The 24,180-nt window shown below is 38.4% G+C and carries 24 protein-coding genes and 1 pseudogene; 5 read left to right on the top strand and 20 right to left on the bottom strand.

Annotation, left to right across the window (positions count from 1 at the left end):
• Positions 1 to 8: 8 nt before the first annotated feature.
• From flgK to ABOA58_RS26045, 7 genes and pseudogenes are all read right to left on the bottom strand, one after another.
• Positions 9 to 1,568, bottom strand: a complete 1,560-nt coding sequence (flgK, locus tag ABOA58_RS26015) for a flagellar hook-associated protein FlgK (protein WP_350300571.1) — start codon at positions 1,566 to 1,568, stop codon at positions 9 to 11.
• A 30-nt stretch (positions 1,569 to 1,598) separates the two neighbouring features.
• Positions 1,599 to 2,087: a flagellar protein FlgN gene (locus ABOA58_RS26020; RefSeq protein WP_350300572.1), complete on the bottom strand. Its 489-nt coding sequence runs from the start codon at positions 2,085 to 2,087 to the stop codon at positions 1,599 to 1,601.
• A gap of 76 nt (positions 2,088 to 2,163) precedes the next feature.
• Positions 2,164 to 2,427 (bottom strand): flagellar biosynthesis anti-sigma factor FlgM, encoded by a 264-nt coding sequence (gene flgM / locus ABOA58_RS26025; protein WP_063595755.1) that lies wholly within the window; start codon positions 2,425 to 2,427, stop codon positions 2,164 to 2,166.
• A gap of 218 nt (positions 2,428 to 2,645) precedes the next feature.
• Positions 2,646 to 3,065: a TIGR03826 family flagellar region protein gene (locus ABOA58_RS26030; protein ID WP_350300573.1), complete on the bottom strand. Its 420-nt coding sequence runs from the start codon at positions 3,063 to 3,065 to the stop codon at positions 2,646 to 2,648.
• Positions 3,066 to 3,163: 98 nt separating this feature from the next.
• Positions 3,164 to 3,856 carry a ComF family protein gene (locus ABOA58_RS26035; protein WP_350300574.1) on the bottom strand — a complete coding sequence of 231 codons (693 nt, stop codon included), beginning with the start codon at positions 3,854 to 3,856 and terminating at the stop codon, positions 3,164 to 3,166.
• A complete protein-coding gene (locus ABOA58_RS26040; RefSeq protein WP_350302976.1) occupies positions 3,849 to 4,433 on the bottom strand; it encodes a helicase-related protein in 585 nt (194 codons plus the stop codon). The genes ABOA58_RS26035 and ABOA58_RS26040 overlap by 8 nt, the downstream gene beginning before the upstream one ends.
• Before the next feature lie 3 nt (positions 4,434 to 4,436).
• Positions 4,437 to 4,796: pseudogene (locus tag ABOA58_RS26045) on the bottom strand (DEAD/DEAH box helicase family protein); the annotation flags it as partial.
• Between the two features lie 229 nt (positions 4,797 to 5,025).
• Here ABOA58_RS26045 and ABOA58_RS26050 point away from each other — a divergent pair.
• Complete coding sequence (locus ABOA58_RS26050; RefSeq protein ID WP_350300575.1) at positions 5,026 to 5,871, top strand: helix-turn-helix domain-containing protein; 846 nt, start codon at positions 5,026 to 5,028, stop codon at positions 5,869 to 5,871.
• 324 nt (positions 5,872 to 6,195) lie between these two features.
• On the opposite strand, the gene ABOA58_RS26055 is transcribed toward ABOA58_RS26050, so the two are convergent.
• Complete coding sequence (locus ABOA58_RS26055; RefSeq protein WP_350300576.1) at positions 6,196 to 7,065, bottom strand: LysR family transcriptional regulator; 870 nt, start codon at positions 7,063 to 7,065, stop codon at positions 6,196 to 6,198.
• Between the two features lie 128 nt (positions 7,066 to 7,193).
• Between ABOA58_RS26055 and ABOA58_RS26060 the strand changes: the two genes are divergently transcribed.
• The 4 genes from ABOA58_RS26060 to ABOA58_RS26075 all read left to right on the top strand — a co-directional run bounded on the left by ABOA58_RS26060 (position 7,194) and on the right by ABOA58_RS26075 (position 10,364).
• Positions 7,194 to 7,733: a prolyl-tRNA synthetase associated domain-containing protein gene (locus tag ABOA58_RS26060; protein ID WP_350300577.1), complete on the top strand. Its 540-nt coding sequence runs from the start codon at positions 7,194 to 7,196 to the stop codon at positions 7,731 to 7,733.
• A gap of 175 nt (positions 7,734 to 7,908) precedes the next feature.
• A complete protein-coding gene (locus ABOA58_RS26065) occupies positions 7,909 to 8,802 on the top strand; it encodes a DMT family transporter (RefSeq protein WP_350300578.1) in 894 nt (297 codons plus the stop codon).
• A 397-nt stretch (positions 8,803 to 9,199) separates the two neighbouring features.
• On the top strand, positions 9,200 to 9,712 hold the full coding sequence (locus ABOA58_RS26070; RefSeq protein ID WP_350300579.1) for a hypothetical protein: 513 nt from the start codon (positions 9,200 to 9,202) through the stop codon (positions 9,710 to 9,712).
• 193 nt (positions 9,713 to 9,905) lie between these two features.
• Positions 9,906 to 10,364: a GNAT family N-acetyltransferase gene (locus ABOA58_RS26075; RefSeq protein ID WP_141993624.1), complete on the top strand. Its 459-nt coding sequence runs from the start codon at positions 9,906 to 9,908 to the stop codon at positions 10,362 to 10,364.
• A gap of 240 nt (positions 10,365 to 10,604) precedes the next feature.
• Here the strand turns inward: ABOA58_RS26075 and ABOA58_RS26080 are convergent, their stop codons facing one another.
• The 12 genes from ABOA58_RS26080 to ABOA58_RS26135 form a co-directional block, all read right to left on the bottom strand.
• Positions 10,605 to 11,423 carry an STAS domain-containing protein gene (locus ABOA58_RS26080; protein ID WP_350300580.1) on the bottom strand — a complete coding sequence of 273 codons (819 nt, stop codon included), beginning with the start codon at positions 11,421 to 11,423 and terminating at the stop codon, positions 10,605 to 10,607.
• 406 nt (positions 11,424 to 11,829) lie between these two features.
• Positions 11,830 to 12,174: a YolD-like family protein gene (locus tag ABOA58_RS26085; RefSeq protein WP_350300581.1), complete on the bottom strand. Its 345-nt coding sequence runs from the start codon at positions 12,172 to 12,174 to the stop codon at positions 11,830 to 11,832.
• A gap of 107 nt (positions 12,175 to 12,281) precedes the next feature.
• Complete coding sequence (locus ABOA58_RS26090; RefSeq protein WP_350300582.1) at positions 12,282 to 12,863, bottom strand: cupin domain-containing protein; 582 nt, start codon at positions 12,861 to 12,863, stop codon at positions 12,282 to 12,284.
• Positions 12,864 to 13,252: 389 nt separating this feature from the next.
• Complete coding sequence (locus tag ABOA58_RS26095; RefSeq protein WP_350300583.1) at positions 13,253 to 13,423, bottom strand: hypothetical protein; 171 nt, start codon at positions 13,421 to 13,423, stop codon at positions 13,253 to 13,255.
• Between the two features lie 149 nt (positions 13,424 to 13,572).
• Positions 13,573 to 14,550 (bottom strand): peptidoglycan-binding protein, encoded by a 978-nt coding sequence (locus ABOA58_RS26100; RefSeq protein ID WP_350300584.1) that lies wholly within the window; start codon positions 14,548 to 14,550, stop codon positions 13,573 to 13,575.
• 56 nt (positions 14,551 to 14,606) lie between these two features.
• Positions 14,607 to 14,864, bottom strand: coding sequence for a holin (locus ABOA58_RS26105; RefSeq protein WP_350302977.1), 258 nt, complete (start codon positions 14,862 to 14,864; stop codon positions 14,607 to 14,609).
• Positions 14,865 to 14,883: 19 nt separating this feature from the next.
• Positions 14,884 to 15,276 (bottom strand): hypothetical protein, encoded by a 393-nt coding sequence (locus tag ABOA58_RS26110; RefSeq protein WP_350300585.1) that lies wholly within the window; start codon positions 15,274 to 15,276, stop codon positions 14,884 to 14,886.
• Between the two features lie 96 nt (positions 15,277 to 15,372).
• Positions 15,373 to 15,498, bottom strand: coding sequence for a hypothetical protein (locus ABOA58_RS26115; protein WP_350300586.1), 126 nt, complete (start codon positions 15,496 to 15,498; stop codon positions 15,373 to 15,375).
• A complete protein-coding gene (locus ABOA58_RS26120) occupies positions 15,491 to 15,727 on the bottom strand; it encodes a hypothetical protein (protein WP_350300587.1) in 237 nt (78 codons plus the stop codon). Before ABOA58_RS26120 ends, ABOA58_RS26115 begins: the two co-directional genes overlap by 8 nt.
• A 4-nt stretch (positions 15,728 to 15,731) precedes the next feature.
• On the bottom strand, positions 15,732 to 19,385 hold the full coding sequence (locus tag ABOA58_RS26125) for a BppU family phage baseplate upper protein (protein WP_350300588.1): 3,654 nt from the start codon (positions 19,383 to 19,385) through the stop codon (positions 15,732 to 15,734).
• A 50-nt stretch (positions 19,386 to 19,435) separates the two neighbouring features.
• Positions 19,436 to 22,075 carry a peptidase G2 autoproteolytic cleavage domain-containing protein gene (locus ABOA58_RS26130; protein ID WP_350300589.1) on the bottom strand — a complete coding sequence of 880 codons (2,640 nt, stop codon included), beginning with the start codon at positions 22,073 to 22,075 and terminating at the stop codon, positions 19,436 to 19,438.
• A gap of 12 nt (positions 22,076 to 22,087) precedes the next feature.
• Complete coding sequence (locus ABOA58_RS26135) at positions 22,088 to 24,175, bottom strand: phage tail spike protein (RefSeq protein WP_350300590.1); 2,088 nt, start codon at positions 24,173 to 24,175, stop codon at positions 22,088 to 22,090.
• Positions 24,176 to 24,180: the final 5 nt, after the last annotated feature.

The raw sequence follows: 24,180 nt of genomic DNA on the forward strand, positions 1-24,180 counted from the left end.
TCCTCCTATCATCGGCCTACTGTACCCATTCCGTTTATGATTTTATCGAGCATTTCATCCATCATCGTCATCATTCTTGCAGATGCGTTGTATGCCTGCTGGAATTTGATCATGTCGGTCATTTCTTCATCAAGGGATACGGAACTGACGGACTCCCTATTTTGGTTAACCGATGTAGCAAGCACGACAGAGTTGGAAAGGTTCTTTTGGGCGCTTTGGGAATCCACACCAAGCTTTCCGATGATACCGGAATAATAGGTATCAAAGCTTCCTGTCAATTCCTTTGAATTTTGGTCCTTAGTCGAGTACTCACTGAACGCCTTCTTCTTCAGGTCAGCCAGGAGTTTAGCATTTTCATTATCCCCGGATGCCCCTCCGCTTTTACCGCCTGCGGCAATTTTCGAAGAATCCTTAACGATCTCACTATTCACCCTGATGCTTTGGGCGGCACTCTTACCTGGTTCAAGTTCAAAGAAATTCAATGTTGAAGTGTTGCCATCACCTAAGGCATAACCTTGTTTATGGATCGCATTAAACTCATTCACAAAAGCCGTCGTCATATTATCGAGCTTTTTCAGCATATCAGGATAAGCGCCGCCGATCGTGCCATCAGCCTTCTTATAGCCGAAACTTTTGATCAAGCCGGATAGTTCTCCCGAGAAATTGTAATCCGTCAATGTTTTCGAACCGAACTTCAATCCATCCACCATACCTGTCGTTTTATCATGGCTAACTTCAACTTTTGAAGTTCCCACCATCCCGGTTTGGTTAACACTGACTAGATTGATTGGCGGCACAAAAGACGAACCGTCCTCTTGCATCAATTCGATATTGTATAGCCCTGTGGCCACATCGCTGGCTCTGCCGTAATCCGTCGGAATGACGTTATTCACTTTAATGCTGACAAGCTGTGAGAGATTGTCCAGGAGTACATCACGTTTATCATAAAGGTCATTGGGGATATAACCATGCGGCTCCACTTTGCTGATCTGTTGGTTAAGCTGATCAATACTGCTGATTAGCGTATTGATTTCGTTCGCTTTGACGTTTATCTGATTGCCGATATCCGTTTGAACGTTCGTTAACGAATTGTAGTAGTAGTTTAAAGTATCCGCGACCATGACGCCCGTCGAGGCAACGACTTCACGCGCCCCGGAGTTTTCCGTATTCGCCGTCAGCCCTTGAAGCGAATTCCAGAACTTCTCCATCGTGGCGGCTAATCCGCTGTCGGTCGGTTCATTCATGATCCCTTCCATTTTCGTCAGGGATTCGCTCATGGCCCCGTAATAACCGATTTTATTACTTTGTGTCCTGTATTGTGCATCCAGGAAACTGTCGCGGATCCGCTGAACCGTTTCAGCTGCCACCCCTGTCCCGATTTGGCCGGCAACGCGCGGGCTGTTCAAACCGACAGTAGGGAAGCCCGACGTCTGGACCAGGTTGACCCGCTGCCTTGAATATCCTAATGTATTGGCATTGGCCACGTTATTTCCTGTTGTATACAAGGCCCCTTGAGAGGTGGATAATCCGCGTTTAGCGGTCTCAAGACCCATAAAGGTTGAAATCATTTGCTCGAACCTCCATCTTTTTTCTGCTTCTTATGCTTTGGAATCAAACATCCCCATGCCGGTTTTTGCCGTTTTCCCGACCGAATCCCCGTAATTCAGGTTCTGGTTCTGCGGCCTCAGCATATCCAAAGAGACATTGATGAATTGAAGGGACTGATAGATCAATTGCTGATTTAAACCGTTCCGCTCCTTCAGCTTTGCCACCTCATCAATCAATTCCGCTTTTAGCATTTCCAGGATTTCCGTTTCTTCAGGTCCTGTCAGTTCCGTTACGGCATGGATGGAGGCAGGCTGTCCCGCCGTTCCGTTGGCTGCAAGAAATTCCTCGACTGCCCTTTCTCTTTCCTTATCCGTCTGACTGATCGCTTTAATATGCTTTTGTTCCGAAATCAGCAGGGCAGTGATCGCCTCGGTATCGTTCGCTTTCAAAATGGCCGTTTTTCTTATCGCCAATTGATTGAAGCTTTTATGAAGCTTGATCAATTTTTCAAGCGATCCGATGATGTTCCGTGCAGACATTTTGCTGCCTCCTCACTCATAAATGAAGGACGGAAAATGGCTCCGTCCACTTCATTCAAGCTTTTCCATTGAAAATTCATTTCCGGTAAAAATCGATGAGACCCTTAGCCGTTGCTTGTGCATTCAATTTATAATTTCCTTTTTCAACTTGGATTTTCAATTCGTCCACTTTTGCTTGTCTTGCAGCAAGAATCGGTGATGATTGCTGCATTTCTTTTGCCGCTGAAGAAATTTCAACTTTATCCGAGGATTTGACCTTGGATTCTTTGATATTCCCCGTTTTATTGGCTTGAAGATTATAAGGGTTAACACCTGTCATACCGACGTTATTGATTTTCATATTCCAGATCCTCTCCTTCGGTCGATTTTATAAATCCCATAATGTTTCGATTCCTTAACCATTAAAATAGCTCTGGACTGTGTTATTCTCCCTATCGTTATTATCGACAAGGAATGGATTTCTTTAATTGTTTCGTGCAATCTTCCTTCGACACCCATTGTCGAATATTGTTCTCAATATCGAATATCTTAACAAATGCCGCATCATGTTTCCATGATTTATCCTTTTTGATCATCCTTCATGTAGTACGTATTTTTTTTATCATTTCCTTGAATTTCAGTCAGGCGCTTTTCCTCATTTTCAAACGCCTGCAAATCCGTACGCAGTGAATCGCTGCATTTGACGCATAACCTTCCGCTCTTGATGGTAGTGCCACACTTTTCACATGGAATTCCTAGATTGGGAAACTGCGAAATTCTCAGCTTTCCTGTTCTCACAAATTTAATAATTAACGTTTCTTCAACGCCGGTGTCCTTAACCACCTGCATAATGGACGCCGTTCTATTTATTTTTTTGCGAATATATGCATACACTTTATCATATTTGACTTCTTCTTCTTTATAACAGGCATCGCATACATCACGGAATTTCGTCATGACGAATAACGAATTACAGCTTGGACAGTTGAATACTTCCATCGAGGCCCCTCCTTCACCATCACAGCGATTATTCTTCAGTACTGTATATATCGAATAATACCGGCGATACTTTAGGATGTTTAAAAAAATAAGCTTTTTCACCTAGCCAAGGTGATGGATGATACTTCTTTGGCCCCAGCCAGTATTAAGGCTTTGGCTGCATGCCTGAGAGTTGTGCCTGTCGTGTAAATGTCATCGATGATCAAAATTGATTTATGCTCCAGCAAATCTGATTGCATGACTTGAAAAACCTGCGGTAATGACATTCTCTCTTGACGTGATTTTTTTGATTGTTTTTCCGTATGGATTCTTGTCAAGATCTCAACCGTCTGAAGTCCAAGAAGGTCTGCCAAGGCCTGTCCCTGGTTGAATCCCCGTTCCGTAAGCCGTTCATGACTAAGCGGGATGACCGTTACGAGGTCAAACTCCATGTACTTTAACCTTTCTTTCAAAAAAGGGACGAAAACCTCAGCTAATGCATAATCCCCACGGTACTTATATTTAGCAATAATATCTTTTAAGTATTCATTATAATGAAATAGCGATATGTTCTTCGACAAATAGCCTCCCCATTCCCTATTCCTTTCCCATCTTGAACAATCGAGACAAAGGGCACCGGTCATATGATCCCCACCAAGCTCCCTTGAGCACATTGAACATGTTTCTCCGGTTATTCTATTAAGTTTCCCCTCACATCCTTCACAGATTGCCCTTGCCTCGGCCTGCTTAAGCAGGCTCCTCCATGTCAAAGCTTGCTCCATTCCTTCATCACAAACAAGACATCTATTCATCCAGCAGCCCCCTTTTCATGGCATCTTTATTCATCATTTGTATATGATGAACCGCCTCGGCCATCGCTTTACTTTTACCGTAATGAAAAAATGTGATCGTCCCGGCAGGGTTAGCAAAGCTTCTCCCTACCCTGCCGGCAATCTGAACGAGGGCACTATCAGAAAACACTTCATGTTCAGCACCGATCACGGCCACTTCCAACCGCTCAATTGTCACGCCGCGTTCGAGGATGGTCGTGGTCAGTAATCCTGGAACCAACCCATTCCTTAATGCCATTACTTTTTCTTTTCGATCAGGGTGCCGGGAATGGACAATCGATAATTTAGGGGACAGCCTTTGAAACAGTGGAATGACCTGCTCCATCACTTCAATGCTTGGAAAAAACAATAAGAAGGGGATATTCTGCTTAAGGCGTTCACTTACCCATGCGTTGATTTTGGAGGGAATCTTTTGTTGAAGAAATAGTTTTTGCCAGTTGCCGCTCCACTTCATTTCAGGGACAGGGATTGGCTGACGATGGTAACGTGCGGGGATTATGACGGCTTTCAATTTGCCGCTTCGATATAGCCGCTGCATCCGTTTCGAGGGTGTGGCGGTCAAGTAGATGGTTGCCGCAGAAACCTTTTTCGATTTATTAACCGCGTAATGCAGCGAATCATCAATTGAATAGGGAAACGCGTCGACTTCATCAACGATGATGACATCGAAAGCTTCAATAAAACGGAAAAGCTGATGGGTCGTGGAAACGGTCATTGGCGAAAAACCATGTCGATCTTCACTGCCGGCATGGAGGGTCGTGACTTCAATGGCCGGAAAGGCTTTTTTTAACCTTGGGGAGAGTTCGAGAACGACATCGGTCCGCGGTGTTGCCAAACAAATCCGTTTCCCGGCTTGCAAGGCTGCCTCAATCGCCGGAAATAGGACCTCCGTCTTCCCTGCCCCGCAGGTAGCCCGTTCTGACTACTAAAAAAATGCAAACAAAAAAAAGAAGAGCACAACGTGTTCAGAAAGTGCTGGTAACACTTTTTGAACCATTCGCCTAACTAGACTAGGCAAACTCCTGCTGTACCCTTCTCATGCATTTTATTACAGATGCGGAAGGTTAGCAATGTTTTGTCTTGATTCAAGCGAACCGTTGCTTTTCCTATTTAAAGGGAGCAGATTTAGTATGAAGAAACGTATTGATGTAATCGCAAGTGAAGAAGCATATAACAACCTATCATCTTTCATTGACGTAGAAGAATTAAATAAGAATGTACGAGTTTACCGAGACTTCATTAGAGTGTCTGTAAAACGTGTAGATGTACAAGCTAGATTAATTAAGTTGTTAGAGATTTTAAAGCGTCACAGTTGCAAACAAATAGGTGTGAGCTATATGTGTAAGAATACCATTGCAGCTAAGCTTGAAGTCTCTTATAAAACTGTTCAACGTTTAATGAAAAAACTTGAAGACCTCGGCATGATCCGCCAGGTACCCATGAAGAGAAAAAAGGATATGATGCAAACAGCCAATGCCATCATTATTCAGCCTGTGAAAGATGATATGACCGGCAAGACCCCTGCGAAAGAGGTCAAGAAGTGTCCGGCCATTAAAACAAATACTTCTTTCTTAAAACAAAATATTAAAAACAATAAACGTAAAGATGTTGCTCAATTCTCTCATGTGGATAATTCTCCAGAAAACTCTTTGAAACAAGCAAATTTCGTAGCCCATTGGGTTCCAGGTGTATTTAGTAACCTAGTTGGTTCATTCTACGAAAAAGCTGAAACTATACAGGAATTCTGGAAGGTAATTAAGCAATGTAATAGAGTGGTGGATTATTCGACTAACAAACGGGCATTTACAAGGAAACAGGAAATAGAAATCGGCACCAAAGCATTCAAGAAATTTGCTATGAAGATTAAGAGTGGAGTTAAGATGCATAAAGGGCAATTTGCTTACTTCAACGGCATTGTAAACAAACTTATGAATAATCTTTACTTTGATGCAGATTTTATGGACAACCATAATTAATCTCAGAAAAGGTGATTATTGATTTTCTTATAGAACTAAAGGGGCAGTTTAGTGCAAGAAGGATTACTGAAACAATTAGGATAGTTATTTATACTTTCGTTTGCTAAGGTTCTAGTGAGGTCTATTTTAAAAACACGCATTGTTGCCTGTCTGAACATTTTCTTCAGTATCATAAAAAGTTCGGACCAGATTATAGGCACGAACCACTGATTTGAGATTTCAAACAGACTGTCATGTGTGTTTAAGTAATTGGAAACAGAAATCAGGATTAAAATGATGTGGTGTTTTAACAATGTAATTAAATGATTTCTCCATCATACTTTTTCACTCACTGTTCCTATATGATAAATATTCTAAAAATCTCTTGGACGCAAGGGAAAGTGATTTTTGCTCTCTCGTTGCAATGCCAATATTTCTAAAAGCAGGAACTTCAAGCTCTTTCGCTATAATTTTGTGAGGAATACGCTGTAAAATCAATTCTGGTAATATACTGATTCCTAGTCCATTTTCCACCATAGACATAATTGCGTAGTCATCCCATGTTGTAAAATTAACTTGCGGTGAAATATGGTGCTTCTCAAAAATTTCAGAGATTTCTGCTTTTGCTCCCTTTTCTAATAGCATAAAAGGACTGTTTAGTAATTCGTTGATTGGAAACTTTTCGCAATTAGCAAGCGGATGTTTTTGTGGAATCACTACCAGCAAACGGTCTTGCTCCAAGAAGGTAGTTTCAAGTTCTGTTTTTGACGGTAGCCGCACAAACCCGAAGTCAACACGTCCATTTATAATCCAGCTTTCAATTTCTGTATAATCACCAAGCAGAAGTTCAAAATCAATCTTTGGGTAATCCTTCTTAAAAATTCTAATAATGTTAGGGAGCCAATGGGTTGCTACGCTGGAAAATGTCCCAATACGGATCATCCCAGAATGCATATCGTGTAAGTCTTCGATCTGCGTCATTAAGATTTCATGCTCATTACAGATTCGCTTTAATTGGGGCAGTAACTTTAAGCCATCCGAGGTTAAACTGATACCGGCACGTCCTCTTTCGAAAAGGAAAACCCCCCATTCCGTTTCTAAATCGTTAATCATACGGCTGATTCCAGACTGTGTATAGTCCAATGCTTCGGCAGCTTTGGTAAAGCTACCAAATTCTACTGCTTTGATAAATGCCATATATTTTTGGATATTCATGTCTCTTTCCTCCAATCATCTGGTTTAGTCATGGACATCATGAAAAACATTCGTTTTTGTAATACATGTGAATATGATAAGTTATTACTAATAAAAATTCAAATTGGGAAAGGAAAAGGTATTTAAGGATGTTTTTTGTGAGTGATATTATGGAAAAAGCACCAGACAGCTATAAGGCTCCACTACAAGAAATGGTCTACGAAGCATTGACAAAGTTACAGATTGCATTTGAACGAGTGAATACAGATGAAGCAATTTCAATGGAGGACTGTATCGAGATCAATCAAAAATTGAATGTGAAAATGGTAAAAACGCTGTTCCTCTGCAATAGTAAAAAGACAGAATTTTATTTATTTATCACTACCGCAGATAAGCTATTCAAATCAAAGGATTTCAGCAATGCACTCGGCATTTCACGCGTATCCTTTGCTCCTGCAGAGCTGATGGAAAATATTTTGGGCGTAAAAATCGGCGCTGCTACTGTATTTGGCGTTTTAATGGATAAGGGAAATCTTGTGCAGGTTGTCTTTGATAAGGATGTGCTTTTGGAAGAGTGGTATGGATGTAGCGATGGGACTACAACCGGATATATGAAAGTCAAAACAAAGCTGGTCGTCAATAACTTCCTAACCTATGCAAAGCACATTCCGACTGTGATTGAAATGTGAAATGCAGAAAAAGAATGTGATTAAAATGAAAAGTGCATATTTTATTTGAAACATGCGCACAAATCGGTGTAAGTATTGCCACCCTGCATATTATCGAGGTCTGTGATCGCTTATATTAAAAAAGGTTAAGAATCTACGAAATATAAGCTGTTTCGCAGATTCGTAGGAGAAGACGATGAAATCTAAAATTCAGTTTATATTATCAATGATTATTTTCGGTACAATTGGTTTAGTTGTTCGATACATTGATCTATCTTCGAGCGAAAGAGCTTTACTAAGCAGTTTCATAGGATGCTTATTCTTACTGTTAATATTCTTCATGAGTAAGAAGAAAATATCATGGAATTTAGTTAAATCTAATGCTTTATTTTTGATTCTCTCAGGTATTGCATTGGGAGGGAATTGGATCTTTCTTTATCAATCCTACGATCATACAACACTTGCCAATGCAACGCTAGGTTATTATTTTGCACCTGTGTTTGTGATGGTTCTTTCTCCCTTTGTACTTCGGGAACAATTATCCATTAAAAAAATTGTGTGTATTGGTGTAGCAATCATTGGTATGTTAATGATTGTAGGAGAAGGCGTGAGTGCATCCAAATCAGATGACATACTTGGACTTTCCTTTGGATTAATCGCAGCTGCATTTTATGCCGCATTATTGCTTTTAAATAAATTTATTGAAGATATTGGAAGGTTAGAGCTGACCATCATTCAGCTTGGAACAACCACTTTACTTCTAATGCCATATGTTTTCCTTACTGAAGGATTTGGTATCTTTGAAGTATCAAGTTCTTCCATTCCTTTTATTTTAATTTTAGGGATCATCAATACAGGAATTGGGTTTTGGTTATTTTTCTCTGGTATGGAAAAATTAAAAGGACAGAGTATAGCTATGCTAAGTTATGTAGATCCATTTGTAGCTATATTGATTTCTGCAATTATTCTGAAAGAACAAATGACAATTGTTCAAATGCTTGGTGGGGCATTGCTATTAGGCTCTACATTTGTTAGTGAAATTAAATCAGTCAACTTTTCAAAACAATTAATGAAAACACCAGCTGAATAACGTTAAGAAGTGGGAAGCATTCGTTTCCACTGTTTTATCTTAAGCATAGTATTACTCTAAGAAGAAGCATGATTAGTGTAGAAGAGTAGGATAAATTTATCTTACTTTTTTTGTTTTAGCAATTCTAAGTCTTAATAATAGCCCTTATGTAAATGCAGGTATAGAAGGTATATAATATGCTATGGATTAAAATTTAATATCCCACAATACAAGCTAATATTAGTCAGTCTTATTCCATTAAAGGGAGCGATTCTTTAATAAAGATCTCTTTTCTTAATGAACTAACGGGTGCGTTAGTTCTTTAACAGGGGGTGCTTCGGCAGCCTTTTGGGGGCAGGTTAGTGAAAGAGGGTTATGGTAAACTTAACTTATGGAAAATACAAAAAAGGTATTTTATATGAGACGAAATATTATTATTTTCATTACATTTGGAGTTGTTCTTCTATTATCGGTATTTTTATTTAATCATACTTTCTCTCGCTCTTATCATCATATATTTACGAAAACAACAGATTTAAGTAAAGAAAACATTGAAGGGTTATTTTTAAATGATGATTTTTATAGTGAAGCAATCACAAAAAGGTATGGGAAGAAAACAGAACAAAGTAGGAATGTAACAAATTATGATTATTTTGAGTTAAAGAAAGGAATTGAAATAGCAGTAAGTGAAACAGGAAACATTACGAGATTTATTATAACTAACAGTAGTTTAGAGACTATAAAAGGAATAAAAATTGGTGACAAAAAGGAAGATGTAATAAAAGTATATGGAAAGAATTATTATTTTCGCTCGGAACAAGGAGTAGATATTATCGGTTATGTAGATAAAAAAAGCGATACATCCATAGAATTCTGGTTATTTGATGGTAAAGTTGATATTTATAAACTTGATAATAAATCAATGAAGTGAAAGTAATTTATCGGATTGCTATTTATTTTCCACTTTCGGTTGTAATAAATGTGAATAATTGTACTTAAAGTAACGGTGCAGGTTAGTTGAAGAAGGATTTATATCCGAAGTTAAAGAATAACTAATGAATTACAATACTTATTTTGTTAATGGTGTCAGGTTCGTTTAAGAAAAAATTAAAAGGAGAACAACTTTGATAAAAAAAATCGATATAACTAATCCTAAATTAGCTGAGGAAGTATTAAACATTCAATTACCTTCTTATATGGTAGAGGCAGAGTTAATTCATTTTTATGAAATACCGCCATTAAAAGATACAGTTGACACGTTACAACAATCCGGTGAAACTTTCTATGGGTATTACTTACATGAAGAGTTAAGTGGAGTCATTTCTATAAAAGTTGAAAAAGGTGTAATCGATATACATCGTCTAATGGTTCATCCAACACATTTTAGAAAAGGAATTTCCAAAATGTTATTAGAATTCATTGAAAACAATGAGGAAGATATTGAAACAATAATAGTATCAACGGGTTCTAAAAATACACCAGCAATAAATTTCTATGAAAAAAATGGTTTCTCAATTACAGGAGAAACAAATGTGACAGAACGTCTATCTGTAACTTCTTTTAAAAAGAAAATTAAATATTAAATAAAGTCTTATTAAGCTATTAGGTGCGTTAGCTGAAAATCGGAGCTGTCTTTAAGGCAGCTTTTTCTTATTGAACAAACGGGGCAGATTTGTGAAAGAAGAAAACGAATTGATTGGTGTTGAATTAAATACCTAACTATATTTTTTTATCGCTGAGAAGGAAGAAATATTTAGACAGTTGGTCAGAATGAATAAGAAAAAAGAGTCGGCAAAGCGACCCTCCTCTAAAGTTCTACGTGTTTAACTTGTTAAATATTTATTCAACGCTTGTTGTAAAGTTCCTAATGTTTGTGCTTTATCATGTAGTCTAATTCCTAAGCGTACCATATTTCTAACCACTTCAGCTCTTAACCCGGTAATCACAGTGGTACACCCCATTAATGAAGTGCCGTCAATAATCTTCATTAAATGATCAATTACTTCAGGCTCCATTTCCATAATTCCAGATAAGTCAATTATCAATGTTTGAATACGTAATTTACCAATCTCCACTAAAACTTTTTCCTCGAGAATATTCGTTCGGTATATATCAACTGAACCAATTAAAGGTAAAATACATATAGTGGGTGTTATTGGTATTATAGGCACCGAAAGGTTTTCAACCAATTCTTTTTGAGCCATTATCAATTTATCTTTGTATTGAGAATATGTGATAAAAAAAGTATTTAAAAACTTGTCTACTTGATTATTAATTTGTTTTTCTACCGAAAAAAATTCTTCAGTTATATTATTCGTTACCATGTTAAATTCTTGTAGGTTCCTCCACAATGTTCTTCGAATGGCTTGTATCCACTCTAATTTGAAATATAAAGGTATTTCGTGTGTCGCCCAAGCTATACCTTCTTTTTTAGCAAATGATTGAAGTTCTTTTTCTTCACCCTTAATAATGTATTGAACCAGCTTGTGGGCATTATTTATCAGGTCAATATTACCAATCGTTAAAATTTCTTCAATTTTGTCTTTCACATTAAATGCTTCGTTTAATAATGAACCTTCAAAATCCTCTTTATTTTCTTGGATGAATTCCAATAATTTATATGTATCTAGTGACTCCTTCATAATTTAATCCCCCTTTTTATATATACCAAAAGCACAATTACCCATTTAATTTAATTTCTAAACCCGTTTACACTATAATCTTCTAATTTAAAGGGAAAATGATATTTATGTTAATTAATATATTAAGATTTCTACGTAAACTAACGGGTGTGAGTCCATAGGGCACGAAATGAGGCTATTATATGAGTGGTCTCTTTTTTTATTTGTTCAGCGAATCCTAAAGAAAAAGGGGAAAAAAATATTCGGAAATATAAGTGATCCACCACAAATCCCTTACTGGATAAACATGAGGTGATTTATAATGAGGATATTGATATTACGGAGTTAGTTAAGAAGGTTAGTCCAAAAATATGAGGCCGTTATAAAACAAAAATAAGCCCCTACTCAAAGCGAGTAAGGGCTTTTATTAATCCTTAACGATTACACTAACGATATCACTAAATTGAATGTACTTAAAGGAACTATCTTTCTTTTGAATGCGTAACTCTTTCGTGACAGGATGAATGTACCCACAATAACCATGCAATTCTTTTGGATTTCCCTTATTATGCAATCTGAAACTTATCGGTAAATGATATTCCATAGCATAATGAATGTTGTTTTCAAATTCTTCAACCTGGTATTCATCAAGGACTGGCTGTTTATTTAAGAAATAATCAACCTCACCTATTTTTTTATTTAAGGCTTTATGTTCTGGCATAATCAATGCTGCTTGCCATTTAACAAGCCCTCTATCACGAATTGTACTCATCAGAAAGTTTCCTCCTCTACATCCATTATACACGAACGAATGTTCTTGTTGGAGTCAAAAAAAAATTCCTTCCCCGATTATGGAGAAGAGTATTTTTTAGGGATGATCTATTGCCACAACCGCTGCCCTTCTTCCGCAGCCAATGCATCTGCCTTGGTAACATGAACAGTACCAAATGGATGGTGAGGAGGTGCATATATCGAGTAAAGTTTTAGCGGAACATTACCTGTATTGGTTAAATTATGCCATGTGCCAGCAGGTATCATTATTGCATAATCATCATAGACGTTTTTTACAAAGTTTAAATTATCCTGTCTATTACCCATTTGAACAACCCCTTGACCTTGTTCAACACGTAAAAATTGGTCAACGTTAGGGTGAATTTCTAAACCTATATCTTCACCAACTTTAAGACTCATCAATGTAACTTGCAAATGTTTCCCTGTCCATAAAGCGGTACGGTAGGTAGTGTTTTGTTTCGTAGCCTCATTGATATTCACTACAAATGGTTTTGGTCCATAATCTTTTACCTCAATATTATTTCTTCCGTTTGATGATTGTAAAAAACCCAATTGGTTAGCATTATTAACACACCAATAATCATGATTTCTTACATAGTTATACATTGGTACATTAACATAATAAGGATTTTGATATTGATAAGGATGGATATAAGGAATATAGTACATTTTTCTCAACCCTTCACAATTAATAAAATTATCATATGCACTAATTAAGTGAATGTACTTGAAACACAGCTATAAATAAAAAATGCCCCTACTCAAAGCGAGTAAGGGCTTTTCAATTTATCGCATTCAAAAACAAGGTGTAAACTTATGGTATACATATTATTCTTTTGTATTCATTCTACATAACAAAAAACCCTCTTAATTAAGAGAAAGGTTTTTTTGATGGTGTTTAAAAAGGATTATTTAAAGTGTATTCATTTAATTAACTTTTATTCATCCAACACACAAAAAAAGCCTACTCACTAAGAGGAGGGCTTTGAAAGATGGAGGTAGAGCGTGGGGATAGTACCGTAATTTTATTTTCTCCGTTCTTTTTCTTAATATTCATCCTACAGGAACCAAGACTGTTGAACTTGTTGAAGTTGCTGTTGAGCTTGTTCAAGCTGTTGCTGTGCCTGTTGGAATTGTTGTGGATCTGCATTACCTTGAGCTGATTGAACAGCCTGTCGTGCTTGTTGAGCCGCATTGATAGCTTGCTGATATTGTCGTTTCTGTGTCATTTTACATGTCTCCTACACCATTTTTGCTAAAGGCTAAACATCTAGTAATTATTGTGGACAAAAAATTTGAGATTATTCATTGGATTCCCCCTTGCACATAAACATTTAACAAAAAATAGCCCTTACTCAATACGAATAAGGGCTTATTGCTATTCAGCAAACAATTTAGTGAAAGTGGCTTTTCCAGCCTTCTTATCCGCAGTTATCCTTTTAGCTTTTTGGAATTTAGATATTGCTGATTCTGTCCCTTTTCCGAAGTTTGAATCAAGTGATCCAAGGTTAAATCCTTCCAAATAAAGTGCAGCCTGTAGGATCCAAGTAAGATTGCCTTTTGCACCCTTTTGGACAGTAACAACGGCAGCCTTAGTTTTAGCCCCCCATATCCCATCCACAACAAGCTTTTTGTTGAATTGTTTATTAAGTTCCATTTGTAACGCTTTGATAAGTGCAGTTTGGATTTCCGGACCATTAATTCCGTCCACAACTATCTCTGCATCATAACGGCTGTTTAACGTTTTTTGAATGGATCTGATTGTTTCGTCCCCTTTTTTCTTAGATGGTTCCTTAGTTATCTCTGAAGCAACCTCAGTCTTTGGAGGAACAGTAACAATGGTTTCAGTTTCTGTTTTAAATTTCAATGAAAGACTTGGCCTTTTACCTGATTGCATCTGTGAATAGGATAATCCCCCCGTCATTTCCAAGTGAGGATAATCTTTAAAGCCGGACCAATCTCCACCCCATGTAAAACCTAATTCTTTACCAATAGCTGCAACTCGTCTCCATTTTGTATTAATAGTCCACAATGCTGTTTTTCCGTCATTACTTACAAGGAAATAGTCAATTGCTACACCAAAGTTATGGAAAGACTGTCCTGGCTTTGCGTTGGTCACCTTTGGTTTGGCAAGATTGCTATAATTTTTACCACGGTAGCTATAATATAGTCGACCTTGACCATATAGTGCAGCTTGTTCTTCCATTGAGCGATGGCCAGCGCTGATTTGAGCGTAAATACCTTCTTTATAGGCACGTTTAATCATTTCTAATGCCGAGGCTTTCACAATTGAGTGAATACCAGAACCCATATTTTTAATTGACCGATCTAATAAAGTTTGCAATGATACTGTCATTTCTCATCGTCTCCTTTTAATTTAAATTCATAATAAAAAGCCACCTATTGGGCAGCTTATTTTGAAGTTCCTTCTCTTTTGGCAACTAACTCATAAAGTCCGGTTCCACCAAGACCAGCAAATGCCCCGGCCCATAACCTTAATACAATATCCATTTCTGTGAATGGAAAAGCAACTGAGCCTACTCCCAGCCCGATTACCAAGCTTAAGACTGGCAATACGTTGTTTGGTAAGGTAACCGTCTGTTTAACCACTTGAACCATTGCTGCTACGATTGGTGCCAATATAGTCGTAAAAATTAATACTTGTTGCATGACTTCGTTATCCATTATTTTATCCTCCAAACGAATTTAAGATTTTCGGTATATATTCAAATGCAGCTAACAATAGCCCTGGAGCAGAAAGTAAAGCTACGATAATCTTCTCTTGCTTTGATAACTTTGCTACTTTGACATCCTTTTCTGCTGCGATTTTGGTTAATTGAACCTGTCCTTTTACTTCTTCTTGCTTTTGATTAAGAGTAAGTAAATGCTGCAGCATAGTTTGATTTTGTGAAACCAAGATATCTTTTTGGGAACTTGACGCTTGCAATACTGTTTTTTCAATCTGATCCTGGCCCTGCTTGATGATTGTTATTTCCTTAATAACTTCGCCATAGTTCCTTTCTAATTTCGCTATACGCTGCTCATGATTCTCTAACCGTTGTGGCATGTCCATCTCCTCCAATGTCCACAACCCCCTTTAACATAAAATTCTCTCTATCTCTGTATGTCTAGGATGTTTTTGCATAATAAAAGCCGCCCACAGTTTGTGAACGGCTGGTTATACTTCTGATGTAGTTTCTTCTAATAGGTATCCTTCTTCAATCAGCATTCCTTGATAAGGTTTAGGGACATCTTTTAGTTTTTTCATATTGTTTTCAATCATATAACGGTATAAATTAAGCATTCTTCAACGCCTCCAATTCGATTTGTTGTTGCATAACCATCATCGCTAAATCGTTCATTTGCAAAAACAGAGACATAACCAGCACTCCCAGCTGATCAGTGCTTTGAAAAGTCGATACAAGCGAGTTACCCAAGTCTTTAATAACCTTTGGTTCCACAACCTTATCCAATTCCTCCGGGGAAACCCCTTTATTAATCAAGAATTCCCGCATTACATCCATTGGCTCCATTTAATCACCCCCCTAAGGCTTTCAAACGTTTATAGAACTCCGTCATAGATTGTATTAAACCACTAATATTTGTGGTATTGTCTTCAACTCTTTGTACGGTATCATCAAGAGCGTTCCGGATGTTCTTGGCAAAAGTTGCTTTCACGTTGTATGGCGTCACTGTGAACAGGTTTTTGTCTTGCACTTGATAGGTTACTGTATATTCGGCTGTAGCATCGAAATCTTTTTCGTCAATACGGGCATATCTCGAGCCTAACACAACCTCTTTATTAGGGTAAGATTGCAAAATATCCAAGAACCATTTATTATCCCTCACGCCATTTTTATAAATCGCCATAATTTTATTTGACCTATTATTTAATTTCCCTATAATTTCAGCGTTTATAAATTTGTTGGTTTGATAGGTTGTGATAATTGCCTTCTCCCTAACAATAACACCGGATCCAACTTCTATTTGTGTCAATCCACTTACTGTAATATCTCCCTCGACCTTATCTGATACGTCTTCAACCTTAGGAGTTACCAACAAATAAGATAATTTATAGGGCGTGAATCCTGGGGCCATATTCGCTGATACATAGGCCAATGTTTGTGTTGGCGCATCCGTTCCATTTCCGAGTGAACGCCATGCTGTAGGCTTCCCAGCTCCGTCGACGGTTTTTGCTTGCCATCCGTTAAAATAGGCTTTCCACTCATCACGCAAAGGCAAGTACGCTTGCCCGAAACCAGTCAAAACATTACTTGTTCGGATGTATAAAGAACCACCATTACCAGACCAAATATAATATGCGTTTTCAATCATAGTCCCACTTTGGGTCATTTTCTGACCTAAAAAATTATACATAATACTAGGGTTGTTATCTTTAACATTGGAATTTAGGAAGTAATTAACTCCAACTTCTTTGTAACCCGTTTGGTTTTGTGCGGACGTGGTGTTATTAAAGTTTAAAGAACCATCTATAAAAACGTCTTTTTCAACTAGTTTTTGGACTTTCCAAGCACCATCTTGTTTGAATAACCTATCCTTATTCGTTTCAATTTGTCCTAGCTTTGTTTGGGCGAATAAGTATGATGGGTTACGTGGGACAAACGGCCTTTCGACATTGCCAAGTGTTAACATCGGATTGGAAACGTTGTACGTTCCTAAAGTTGACCCAACATAGTTATCGTACCTAATCCAAATCTCTTTAACGTCTGAAGGAATAACAAACGATTTCGATTGCGGTTGTATAGTTTGGAAGTCAATAAACACTAATGTTGCCCCGTTGTCCATAGAGTCCCTGCGCACGGTCAACCTCCCACTGTTTGTTGCTGATAATGTATAGGTTTGGCCAGGTATAACATTCACTTTGACATAGCTATTATTATAGGGGCTTGTTGCCACCAACTCTAATGAATATGGGCTAATGATCCTCGCATTTGAATGTATCGTCCACTCATAGAATGGAGGGATAATATTGTCACCTTCTGCAATTACATAAGGATTTTGAATATGTTGGACGCCTTGTACTGCTGGGTAACGTTCTAATACCTTCGCCTCGTCCCATTCAACCAAGATTTTTTTATACTCGGAATCGTCAACTTCATATAACGGGATAATTGGGTCTTGGAAGTCTGCAGTTGGTTTCATTTCTAATTCAAGTTCGGCATAATCAGTCATTATTGCAGATGGAATCGCACCACTGGAAGGTTCAGCATGTACTGTAAAGTAAGCATATCCATCATCCGCAATCCCTATCGATAATTGAGTAGAGATAGAAAGTTTCTGCGGAGCTGCAGAAGTATGAGTCATACTTGTTACGAAATATGTCCCGTTGCCCCACATTCTTAATGTCGCCTTATTTCCCGTTGGGGAAGTACCAAAACCATACCAGGCAAAACGCAACTCTTTAAAGTTAGCTCGTAACCACGAAACCTTTAGCGCTGTGGTTGAAGCAGGAATTCTCCCTATTTTACGTTCAACTTCCGCAATAATATCAAATGCAAACAATTGTTGTGCCATATCTCCACTAGTACCACCGCCAATATTAACAGTAGGGGCATCGCCTAATAGTGTCATTCTTCCGTAATCAGTCGGACCCGATGCGTTTGTTAATTCAAGTACGAATTGTGTTGGAGTTTGTAAAGCACTATTGAAACGATATTTGGAGACATGGGGACTTTCCACCGTACTACCCGAAACTTTACCTTCAAAGTTTGCAACCTTTACAATTGCCGGCCTTGTATCTAGTTGTGCTGTTGGTTTAAGGTCTATTTGCAATTCGACAAAATCAGTGTTAACCACTGACGCAATCGTCCCGTTTGATGGTTCGGCATAGGCTAAGAAATGGACATAACCGTCAGCGTCAATTTCATTCCCGTTTGCCGAACCTGTTGACAATTTTGTAACTGACGCATTAGTTGAAGTTGCTGACGAAAAATAAGAACTCGTTTGCGCTGCCCAACGTGTCAACGTCACTTTGTTTCCGTTCGGGCCCGACCCAAACCCATGCCAATTAAGAGTATAAGAAGAAAGATTATCTTTTATCCATTGGGTTTTTGCTGCTCGTGTCGCCCCTGGGATAATACCCATGTTTCGTTCTATCTCTTCTATAAGGTCAAAGGAAAATACAGTTTGAGCAATACTTAAATTGGCCGTCGTGGTTATTGTAGCCACACCGTTTCCTAAAGTGCTAATATTTGAGTAACCGGCAACATATTCACCCAATGAACTAGAATTCGGGGTAACCAATACTGTATCTGTTTTAGTTGAATTACTCTTCGCAAAATGCGGGTTTCCTGTTGTGTTGTTGGTTGTTTTCCCTACAAAGTTCGCCTTTCGAGTAAATGTGTTATTCTTAGTAAATTTACCTACACCTGAAATCACATTATTATCAACGATTACTTTTGTTTTCTTGTCGGCCAATACATATTTTTTATCACCAGTCAGATTACTGTTGGACATGTTAACAAGCGTTCGGCCTTCGATTTCAATATCAACTGGAGCCTTATTATTTCCTTTTAGAACGGACAATCCATACTCAATAGTTTCTGTTTGTCTGGATGATTCCATTACTTGGGCTGAAATGCTCTCAGCTGTCTCAGCGTCCAAACGATTTCTTTGATCTCTTATTGCTGCTGCCATTGAATTAACTTCTGTTTGCTGCCCCTTTACTGCTTGAATAATAGTATCTACTTTAGCATTATATTCAACTGCAGATTCTTCCAAATTCCCTTCTAGTAATTGTCTTAGAGATTCAAAATCTTTCACATAATACTCAGCAAGGGGAACAATATTCTGGTCCTTCAATGTCTTTTCAATAAAGAAAGAAAATTTGCAGATTGTCATGGACTGACCATTAGAAAAATACACATTTAGGTTGCCTTCTACGTTGCCTGGATGATTGAGTTCTTCCTTCAAGATATGTTCAACTTGTCCATTAATCCGGTCCGTAATTGTCCCAACTTTTTCAAATACACTTCCATCGGCCATGCGAAGAAAGATCTTCGCTGTGGCTGCTGTACTTAAAGGCAAAGGGCCACCATCTTTAGTTATATTAAAAATAAGCTTTGCTGTACCATTGTCTTGTGTAGTGAATTTAATGGAGGTCTTATACATGCTGGATGTTGCAGCTACATTGGCATTAATGGAACCACTTTTAAAAATTTCATTTACCATAATACCCCTACCTTTCTAAAACAAAGTGAAAAGGACTGGAAAACCAGCCCTTAACGGATAAAACATAAAGCTATTCCATAACCCTTATCCGGGTCATATTTAGTCGTAATTTTCATGGCTCTCCAGCCTTGACCGAAATCTTCCGAACGTGTAGCAATCCCCTCATGTGGTTTTAGATAATCTCCTGCTTCCACAGTGTTATCTATTCGAACATAAACTTGTCCTAAAAGCCCAACGATATTCCACTCAGGGCGTTCTTCTCTTGATAAATAGTCCCCGTCTACCCATTCAGGATTTTCTTTAGGCATCATTCGGACTTCTTGGGTTACTTCTCCAGTATCATCATTGATAATATCGATAGTTCGTTCCTCATAAATTAATCCACCAAATTCATTAAGGATATATCGGTTTTTCCAATGGAAGGTCATTTCCCCAAGAACCACACCAGCCGTTTCGGAAATGACACCCAGCATATGATCTCCCTCAACAGCAGCTTTGATTTTTTCATTTTCCAACGTGACAATCGTTCCGGACTTGATTGCTTTTCCATCCACAGACTCGAAATACTCCGCATAATCGGAAAAAGAAGAGGATCCTGTAATACTGCCTGCCCCTTTAATATTCCCATTCATGGAGTCCAATTCCCATTTCGTATTAGCTGCAGTTGGACTCGCACTGTCCCCATAACCACCCCGAACACTGTAATTGTTATTATTTAAAACAGCATTACTTGCCATGATAATTTTACCGTTTTCATCCACTCCAGAAGTCTTGGAGTTATTGGAACCGATGATAGCATCCCGGCCACCTTCTGTTTTAGAACCGCCAGATGAAGCAATAATGGTACTTCCTTCCCCGGCAGCCTCAGAACTGGAAGAGGCAATGACGGCCGTTTTATTACCGGAAGCCTTGCAGTCTGATGTTGATGCTGCAATAAAAGAAGTTTCCGTTAAAACTTGACCACTAGAGGAAGCCACCCTTGTTCCTTTTGATATGTTGTTAGGGACAAACGTTTTGTAAGCAATCCCCGCAATTACGGCTGCATTCGCGTATCCCTCCGCATACACACCAATGATGCTGTTCTGTGAATTGACGGATCCAAGTCCATTTGTTCCGGACCCATCGTTGATCATGGAAATATTGGAGAGATTCACCGTGTAAATGGCACTACCAATACCCATGCCTTCTGGTGCTGAGTTGAATATTTGTACGTTACTGATATTGATATTGTCAGTTTTCTGATCTCCGCCAATAAGCGCTATATCGGTGCTTGCCTTTTTGAATCCACGAATATTAATACTATTTAGGCTAATGTTCCGAGTCTTATATTGAATGGCAATCACCGGGTTGTTCTTGTAGTCATAAGTAGGATCCCCGATTGCAGTAAAACCATTGATGGTAACATTTCGATAAGCAGACACTACCAGGGCTCTCGGTGACAGGTCTGCATATAGTCCATTGAAAACAGGTTCCAAAGCTGTGCAATCCGTGACTGTGACATCAAAGGCAGTTGTGGAAATCGGATCATTCGCTTCATGGTGCCCTATATGACGGAAATCATAAGAGCGACAATCTTTATAAGAAATATGCCCAATAATGTGGACGTCCTGGGATGCTGGCCAATCTGTATGAGCTTTGACTTCTACCCCTCGAATATTCTCGGAAGTAAAGTTATTTGTCACCCATACATGTTTAGAACCATCGTCAATTTCTATACCGTTCGAATTGGACACCCCATCCTCATGCGCTTTCCCTGATGGATTAAGACAGAAACTATTGCTGATAAAAACAAACTCGCTATAGTGGGTCGTTATGCCATCATCCCCATAGCCATAGCTCAAGCAATTATCAATCCAGATGTAACGGCAGCCGTCCTTTGTATAGGCAGTATCAGCAGCATGGTTGTATTGTGGAGCTGTGATATCAATTCCATGCAATCCGGCATTAATAGCCTCTACATCCTTAATCCATCCATAACTTACTTTGGCTAAGGTTAAGCAGCTGGACTTCTGTCCACCGACAGCTCCGACTCCACCTTGCCTGTCTGGATTCCAATCCAATGACAGGCCTTGGATGAATATATTTCTATTTCCGTTAAGGTAATCATTATTTGTGATGACCCATTCGCCGGCAGGTGTTTCTTCGTGTAATTTTAGAATTGTTAACCCTTTTCCGTCACCAATTAAATAGGTCCAGGAAGGCAGCTTTAACCCTCTGACAATATAGGTACCTGCCGGGACAAGCAGCCTTACCCGTCCATTTCCTAATGCCCTCTTAAAGGCTTCAGAATCATCCGTTACACCGTCACCGACAGCACCAAAGTCTTTAACATTTACTACTCGGTCAATCCGGTTCTTTAATTTATTGTATTCCTTATCTAAACGGTCTTTTAATAATGGATGAAGCTCTCCTTCCGTATCAAGACGGCCATCCACAACTTCTGCTAGTTCAGCCGTGTTCAAAATTAAATTATTGATACGTTTATTGGTGTTAACGATTCGGTTGTATACCGAGTCATCATCAAAGAAAATGTCTCGGGCATCATGCGCTTTTTTGGTTAGGACATGGGTTCTAATCTCCCCTAATAATTGATTTAGGGCACTTTCTGTATACCTAGCATTTTGATCCAATTCAGCAAGTAATTTTGCATTTTTAGTAGGATCATAATTTTTAATTAAATTAAAGGACATTTCTCACACTCCTTACTGTAGATAGGCGGAAACGGTAATTTGCGCGCCTGTTGGTATATTGGTTTCAGGAGTTACAATTACCCTATCTTTTAATAGGTTAATCTTTATAGCATTGTCCGCTGTCTCGTAATCGGTTCCCGTATCAAAACCATTTCCTTTAAGTAATATATCTTCGTTGATTACGATGGATATGGTGTTAACAGAAACTCCACCGGTCAATACAAAAAGAGCATCCCCTTGAACAGAGACACTCGCTGATGATAGATTGCTTGATTTAATGGTCCATTTCGTCCCATCAAATCGTAAGATCAACATGATTTGTTGGGGTAAGCTGTTTCTAATCCCACTCGATGTATTTCGGATGTATTTCGATTGCCTTTTGATTTGTATCTTGTCATCCACCTGCATATCATAGATATCTTTCCGAAAGTTAGAAAAGTTCAATTCTGGTTTGCTGTACTGATCAAGAGGATTGTACTTTATGTCAATGATACTAAGTTCATCCTGGTATGTCCCACCGCCACCAGTGTCAGCAATCATACTTATGGTATCTCCCTTAAAGAAAACCTCTTCAAACCCTTCAAGTCTCGGGTCATAAAAAATGGCCAAGTCTACATTTACTGTTACTTCAGGATAGGGATTGACCAAGTTTTCTAAAGCAGTTTTTATACTACTTTCTTTAGTGAACCTATCATCTCTAATATCATCAGCATACCGGGGAAATCCATCCAATAGATAATTCTTCTCTTCAGGGTGAACATATAAAACAGGATCAAATAGATACTTCCCTTTATCATCCTGCTTTCCATATCCCCATGCCCTTGTGGTGCTGTTTCGAGTGGATGAAGAAATTTGCAATCCAGCTACATTATACCGAGTGTCTAATAAATAATTCACTTTCTTACCCATTTGTTTATAGACATATATTTTGGTATTGTCTACATCCAATTCAATCTTATAATCTTCAACGATTTCGTCCATTAACGTTTGGGAATTTTGTTCCCCAAAATTCTCCTGTTCTACTGCTTCTATGGTTTTTGCAGAGGCATCCAATACATAACTAAACCCACTTCCTTTTAAAGCTATATCTAAAACCTCCGTAAGTTTCAATGTTCCCGTTTTGGATGTGTTCACCATATTGTTAACGAGCCTTGCCACATACGTATGTGAAGCAGTTATGGTTTTCGTAAAAGCTATATTATCTGAATCTATGTCTAAAATGAAATATCTCTGAGCCTTAAACCTCTTTTCATCAATAACGATGATGTTGTCATTGACCAACATGTCATATTCCACTTGGTTTTCCTCGGTTCGACTAATGGTAAAGGACAATTCCTTTTTTCCATTCAACCCATCACTTATGGTAGGGACTACGTCCACAATTTCAACACGTTCCCCTGTAGTTTTGTTTTCCACAAATATTTGATTCAAGAATACATCCTTTACCACTTCATATGTTGTATCGCCTGTGACTTCCAAATTAGGCGTATCCAATATTGGTGGTTCAGGTGTAGGGGTAGAAGTATCCAGATTATCAAAAAAAGAATCGATCGCTCGATTCACATCCACATTTCCTGTTATTCCATTAACTTTTCCTTCTTGTGTGTATTGCCAAACGGTCCAGCCAGTAATATCTGGGTCTGATGCTGTTGTGTATCTTGCAATCCATAGAGGGTAACCACTGGCATCGATACTATTTTTGTAGAAAGAAAGATAAGTGTATATCATCACTTTTCTTCCTTGAGATATTAGATATTCAAGAAAAGTTCTGGCAGCTGCTGTCAAAGCTGATTTTCCAATATTGCCTGAATCCGTTTCAATATCCAATACCAGGGGTAAATCCATTTCAAAATCTTTGACGGTATTTAAAAAGAATTTCGCTTCAGCTAATGCCTCAGAATTGGACTTGAAATTGGCGAAGTGATAGGCACCCACTTTTAAGCCGTTTTTCTTAGCATTAGAGATATTCGTTTTAAAAGTTGAATCAATATAAGTGGTACCCTGTGTTGCCTTAATAAAAGCAAACTTCACACCATCTGCCGCAACAAGTCCCCAATTAATTGAACCTTGCCAATGCGATACATCAATCCCTTTAATCATTCCAT

Origin of the sequence: Peribacillus frigoritolerans (genome assembly GCF_040250305.1) — a bacterium.
Classification (GTDB): domain Bacteria; phylum Bacillota; class Bacilli; order Bacillales; family DSM-1321; genus Peribacillus.

Coding starts and splice junctions, on each gene's coding strand:
- flgK (WP_350300571.1), bottom strand. CDS start 1,568: ATGATTTCAACCTTTATGGGTCTTGAGACCGCTAAACGCGGATTATCC.
- ABOA58_RS26020 (WP_350300572.1), bottom strand. CDS start 2,087: ATGTCTGCACGGAACATCATCGGATCGCTTGAAAAATTGATCAAGCTT.
- flgM (WP_063595755.1), bottom strand. CDS start 2,427: ATGAAAATCAATAACGTCGGTATGACAGGTGTTAACCCTTATAATCTT.
- ABOA58_RS26030 (WP_350300573.1), bottom strand. CDS start 3,065: ATGGAAGTATTCAACTGTCCAAGCTGTAATTCGTTATTCGTCATGACG.
- ABOA58_RS26035 (WP_350300574.1), bottom strand. CDS start 3,856: ATGAATAGATGTCTTGTTTGTGATGAAGGAATGGAGCAAGCTTTGACA.
- ABOA58_RS26040 (WP_350302976.1), bottom strand. CDS start 4,433: ATGCAGCGGCTATATCGAAGCGGCAAATTGAAAGCCGTCATAATCCCC.
- ABOA58_RS26050 (WP_350300575.1), top strand. CDS start 5,026: ATGAAGAAACGTATTGATGTAATCGCAAGTGAAGAAGCATATAACAAC.
- ABOA58_RS26055 (WP_350300576.1), bottom strand. CDS start 7,065: ATGAATATCCAAAAATATATGGCATTTATCAAAGCAGTAGAATTTGGT.
- ABOA58_RS26060 (WP_350300577.1), top strand. CDS start 7,194: ATGTTTTTTGTGAGTGATATTATGGAAAAAGCACCAGACAGCTATAAG.
- ABOA58_RS26065 (WP_350300578.1), top strand. CDS start 7,909: ATGAAATCTAAAATTCAGTTTATATTATCAATGATTATTTTCGGTACA.
- ABOA58_RS26070 (WP_350300579.1), top strand. CDS start 9,200: ATGAGACGAAATATTATTATTTTCATTACATTTGGAGTTGTTCTTCTA.
- ABOA58_RS26080 (WP_350300580.1), bottom strand. CDS start 11,423: ATGAAGGAGTCACTAGATACATATAAATTATTGGAATTCATCCAAGAA.
- ABOA58_RS26085 (WP_350300581.1), bottom strand. CDS start 12,174: ATGAGTACAATTCGTGATAGAGGGCTTGTTAAATGGCAAGCAGCATTG.
- ABOA58_RS26090 (WP_350300582.1), bottom strand. CDS start 12,863: ATGTACTATATTCCTTATATCCATCCTTATCAATATCAAAATCCTTAT.
- ABOA58_RS26095 (WP_350300583.1), bottom strand. CDS start 13,423: ATGACACAGAAACGACAATATCAGCAAGCTATCAATGCGGCTCAACAA.
- ABOA58_RS26100 (WP_350300584.1), bottom strand. CDS start 14,550: ATGACAGTATCATTGCAAACTTTATTAGATCGGTCAATTAAAAATATG.
- ABOA58_RS26105 (WP_350302977.1), bottom strand. CDS start 14,864: ATGCAACAAGTATTAATTTTTACGACTATATTGGCACCAATCGTAGCA.
- ABOA58_RS26115 (WP_350300586.1), bottom strand. CDS start 15,498: ATGCTTAATTTATACCGTTATATGATTGAAAACAATATGAAAAAACTA.
- ABOA58_RS26120 (WP_350300587.1), bottom strand. CDS start 15,727: ATGGAGCCAATGGATGTAATGCGGGAATTCTTGATTAATAAAGGGGTT.
- ABOA58_RS26125 (WP_350300588.1), bottom strand. CDS start 19,385: ATGGTAAATGAAATTTTTAAAAGTGGTTCCATTAATGCCAATGTAGCT.
- ABOA58_RS26130 (WP_350300589.1), bottom strand. CDS start 22,075: ATGTCCTTTAATTTAATTAAAAATTATGATCCTACTAAAAATGCAAAA.
- ABOA58_RS26135 (WP_350300590.1), bottom strand. CDS start 24,175: ATGATTAAAGGGATTGATGTATCGCATTGGCAAGGTTCAATTAATTGG.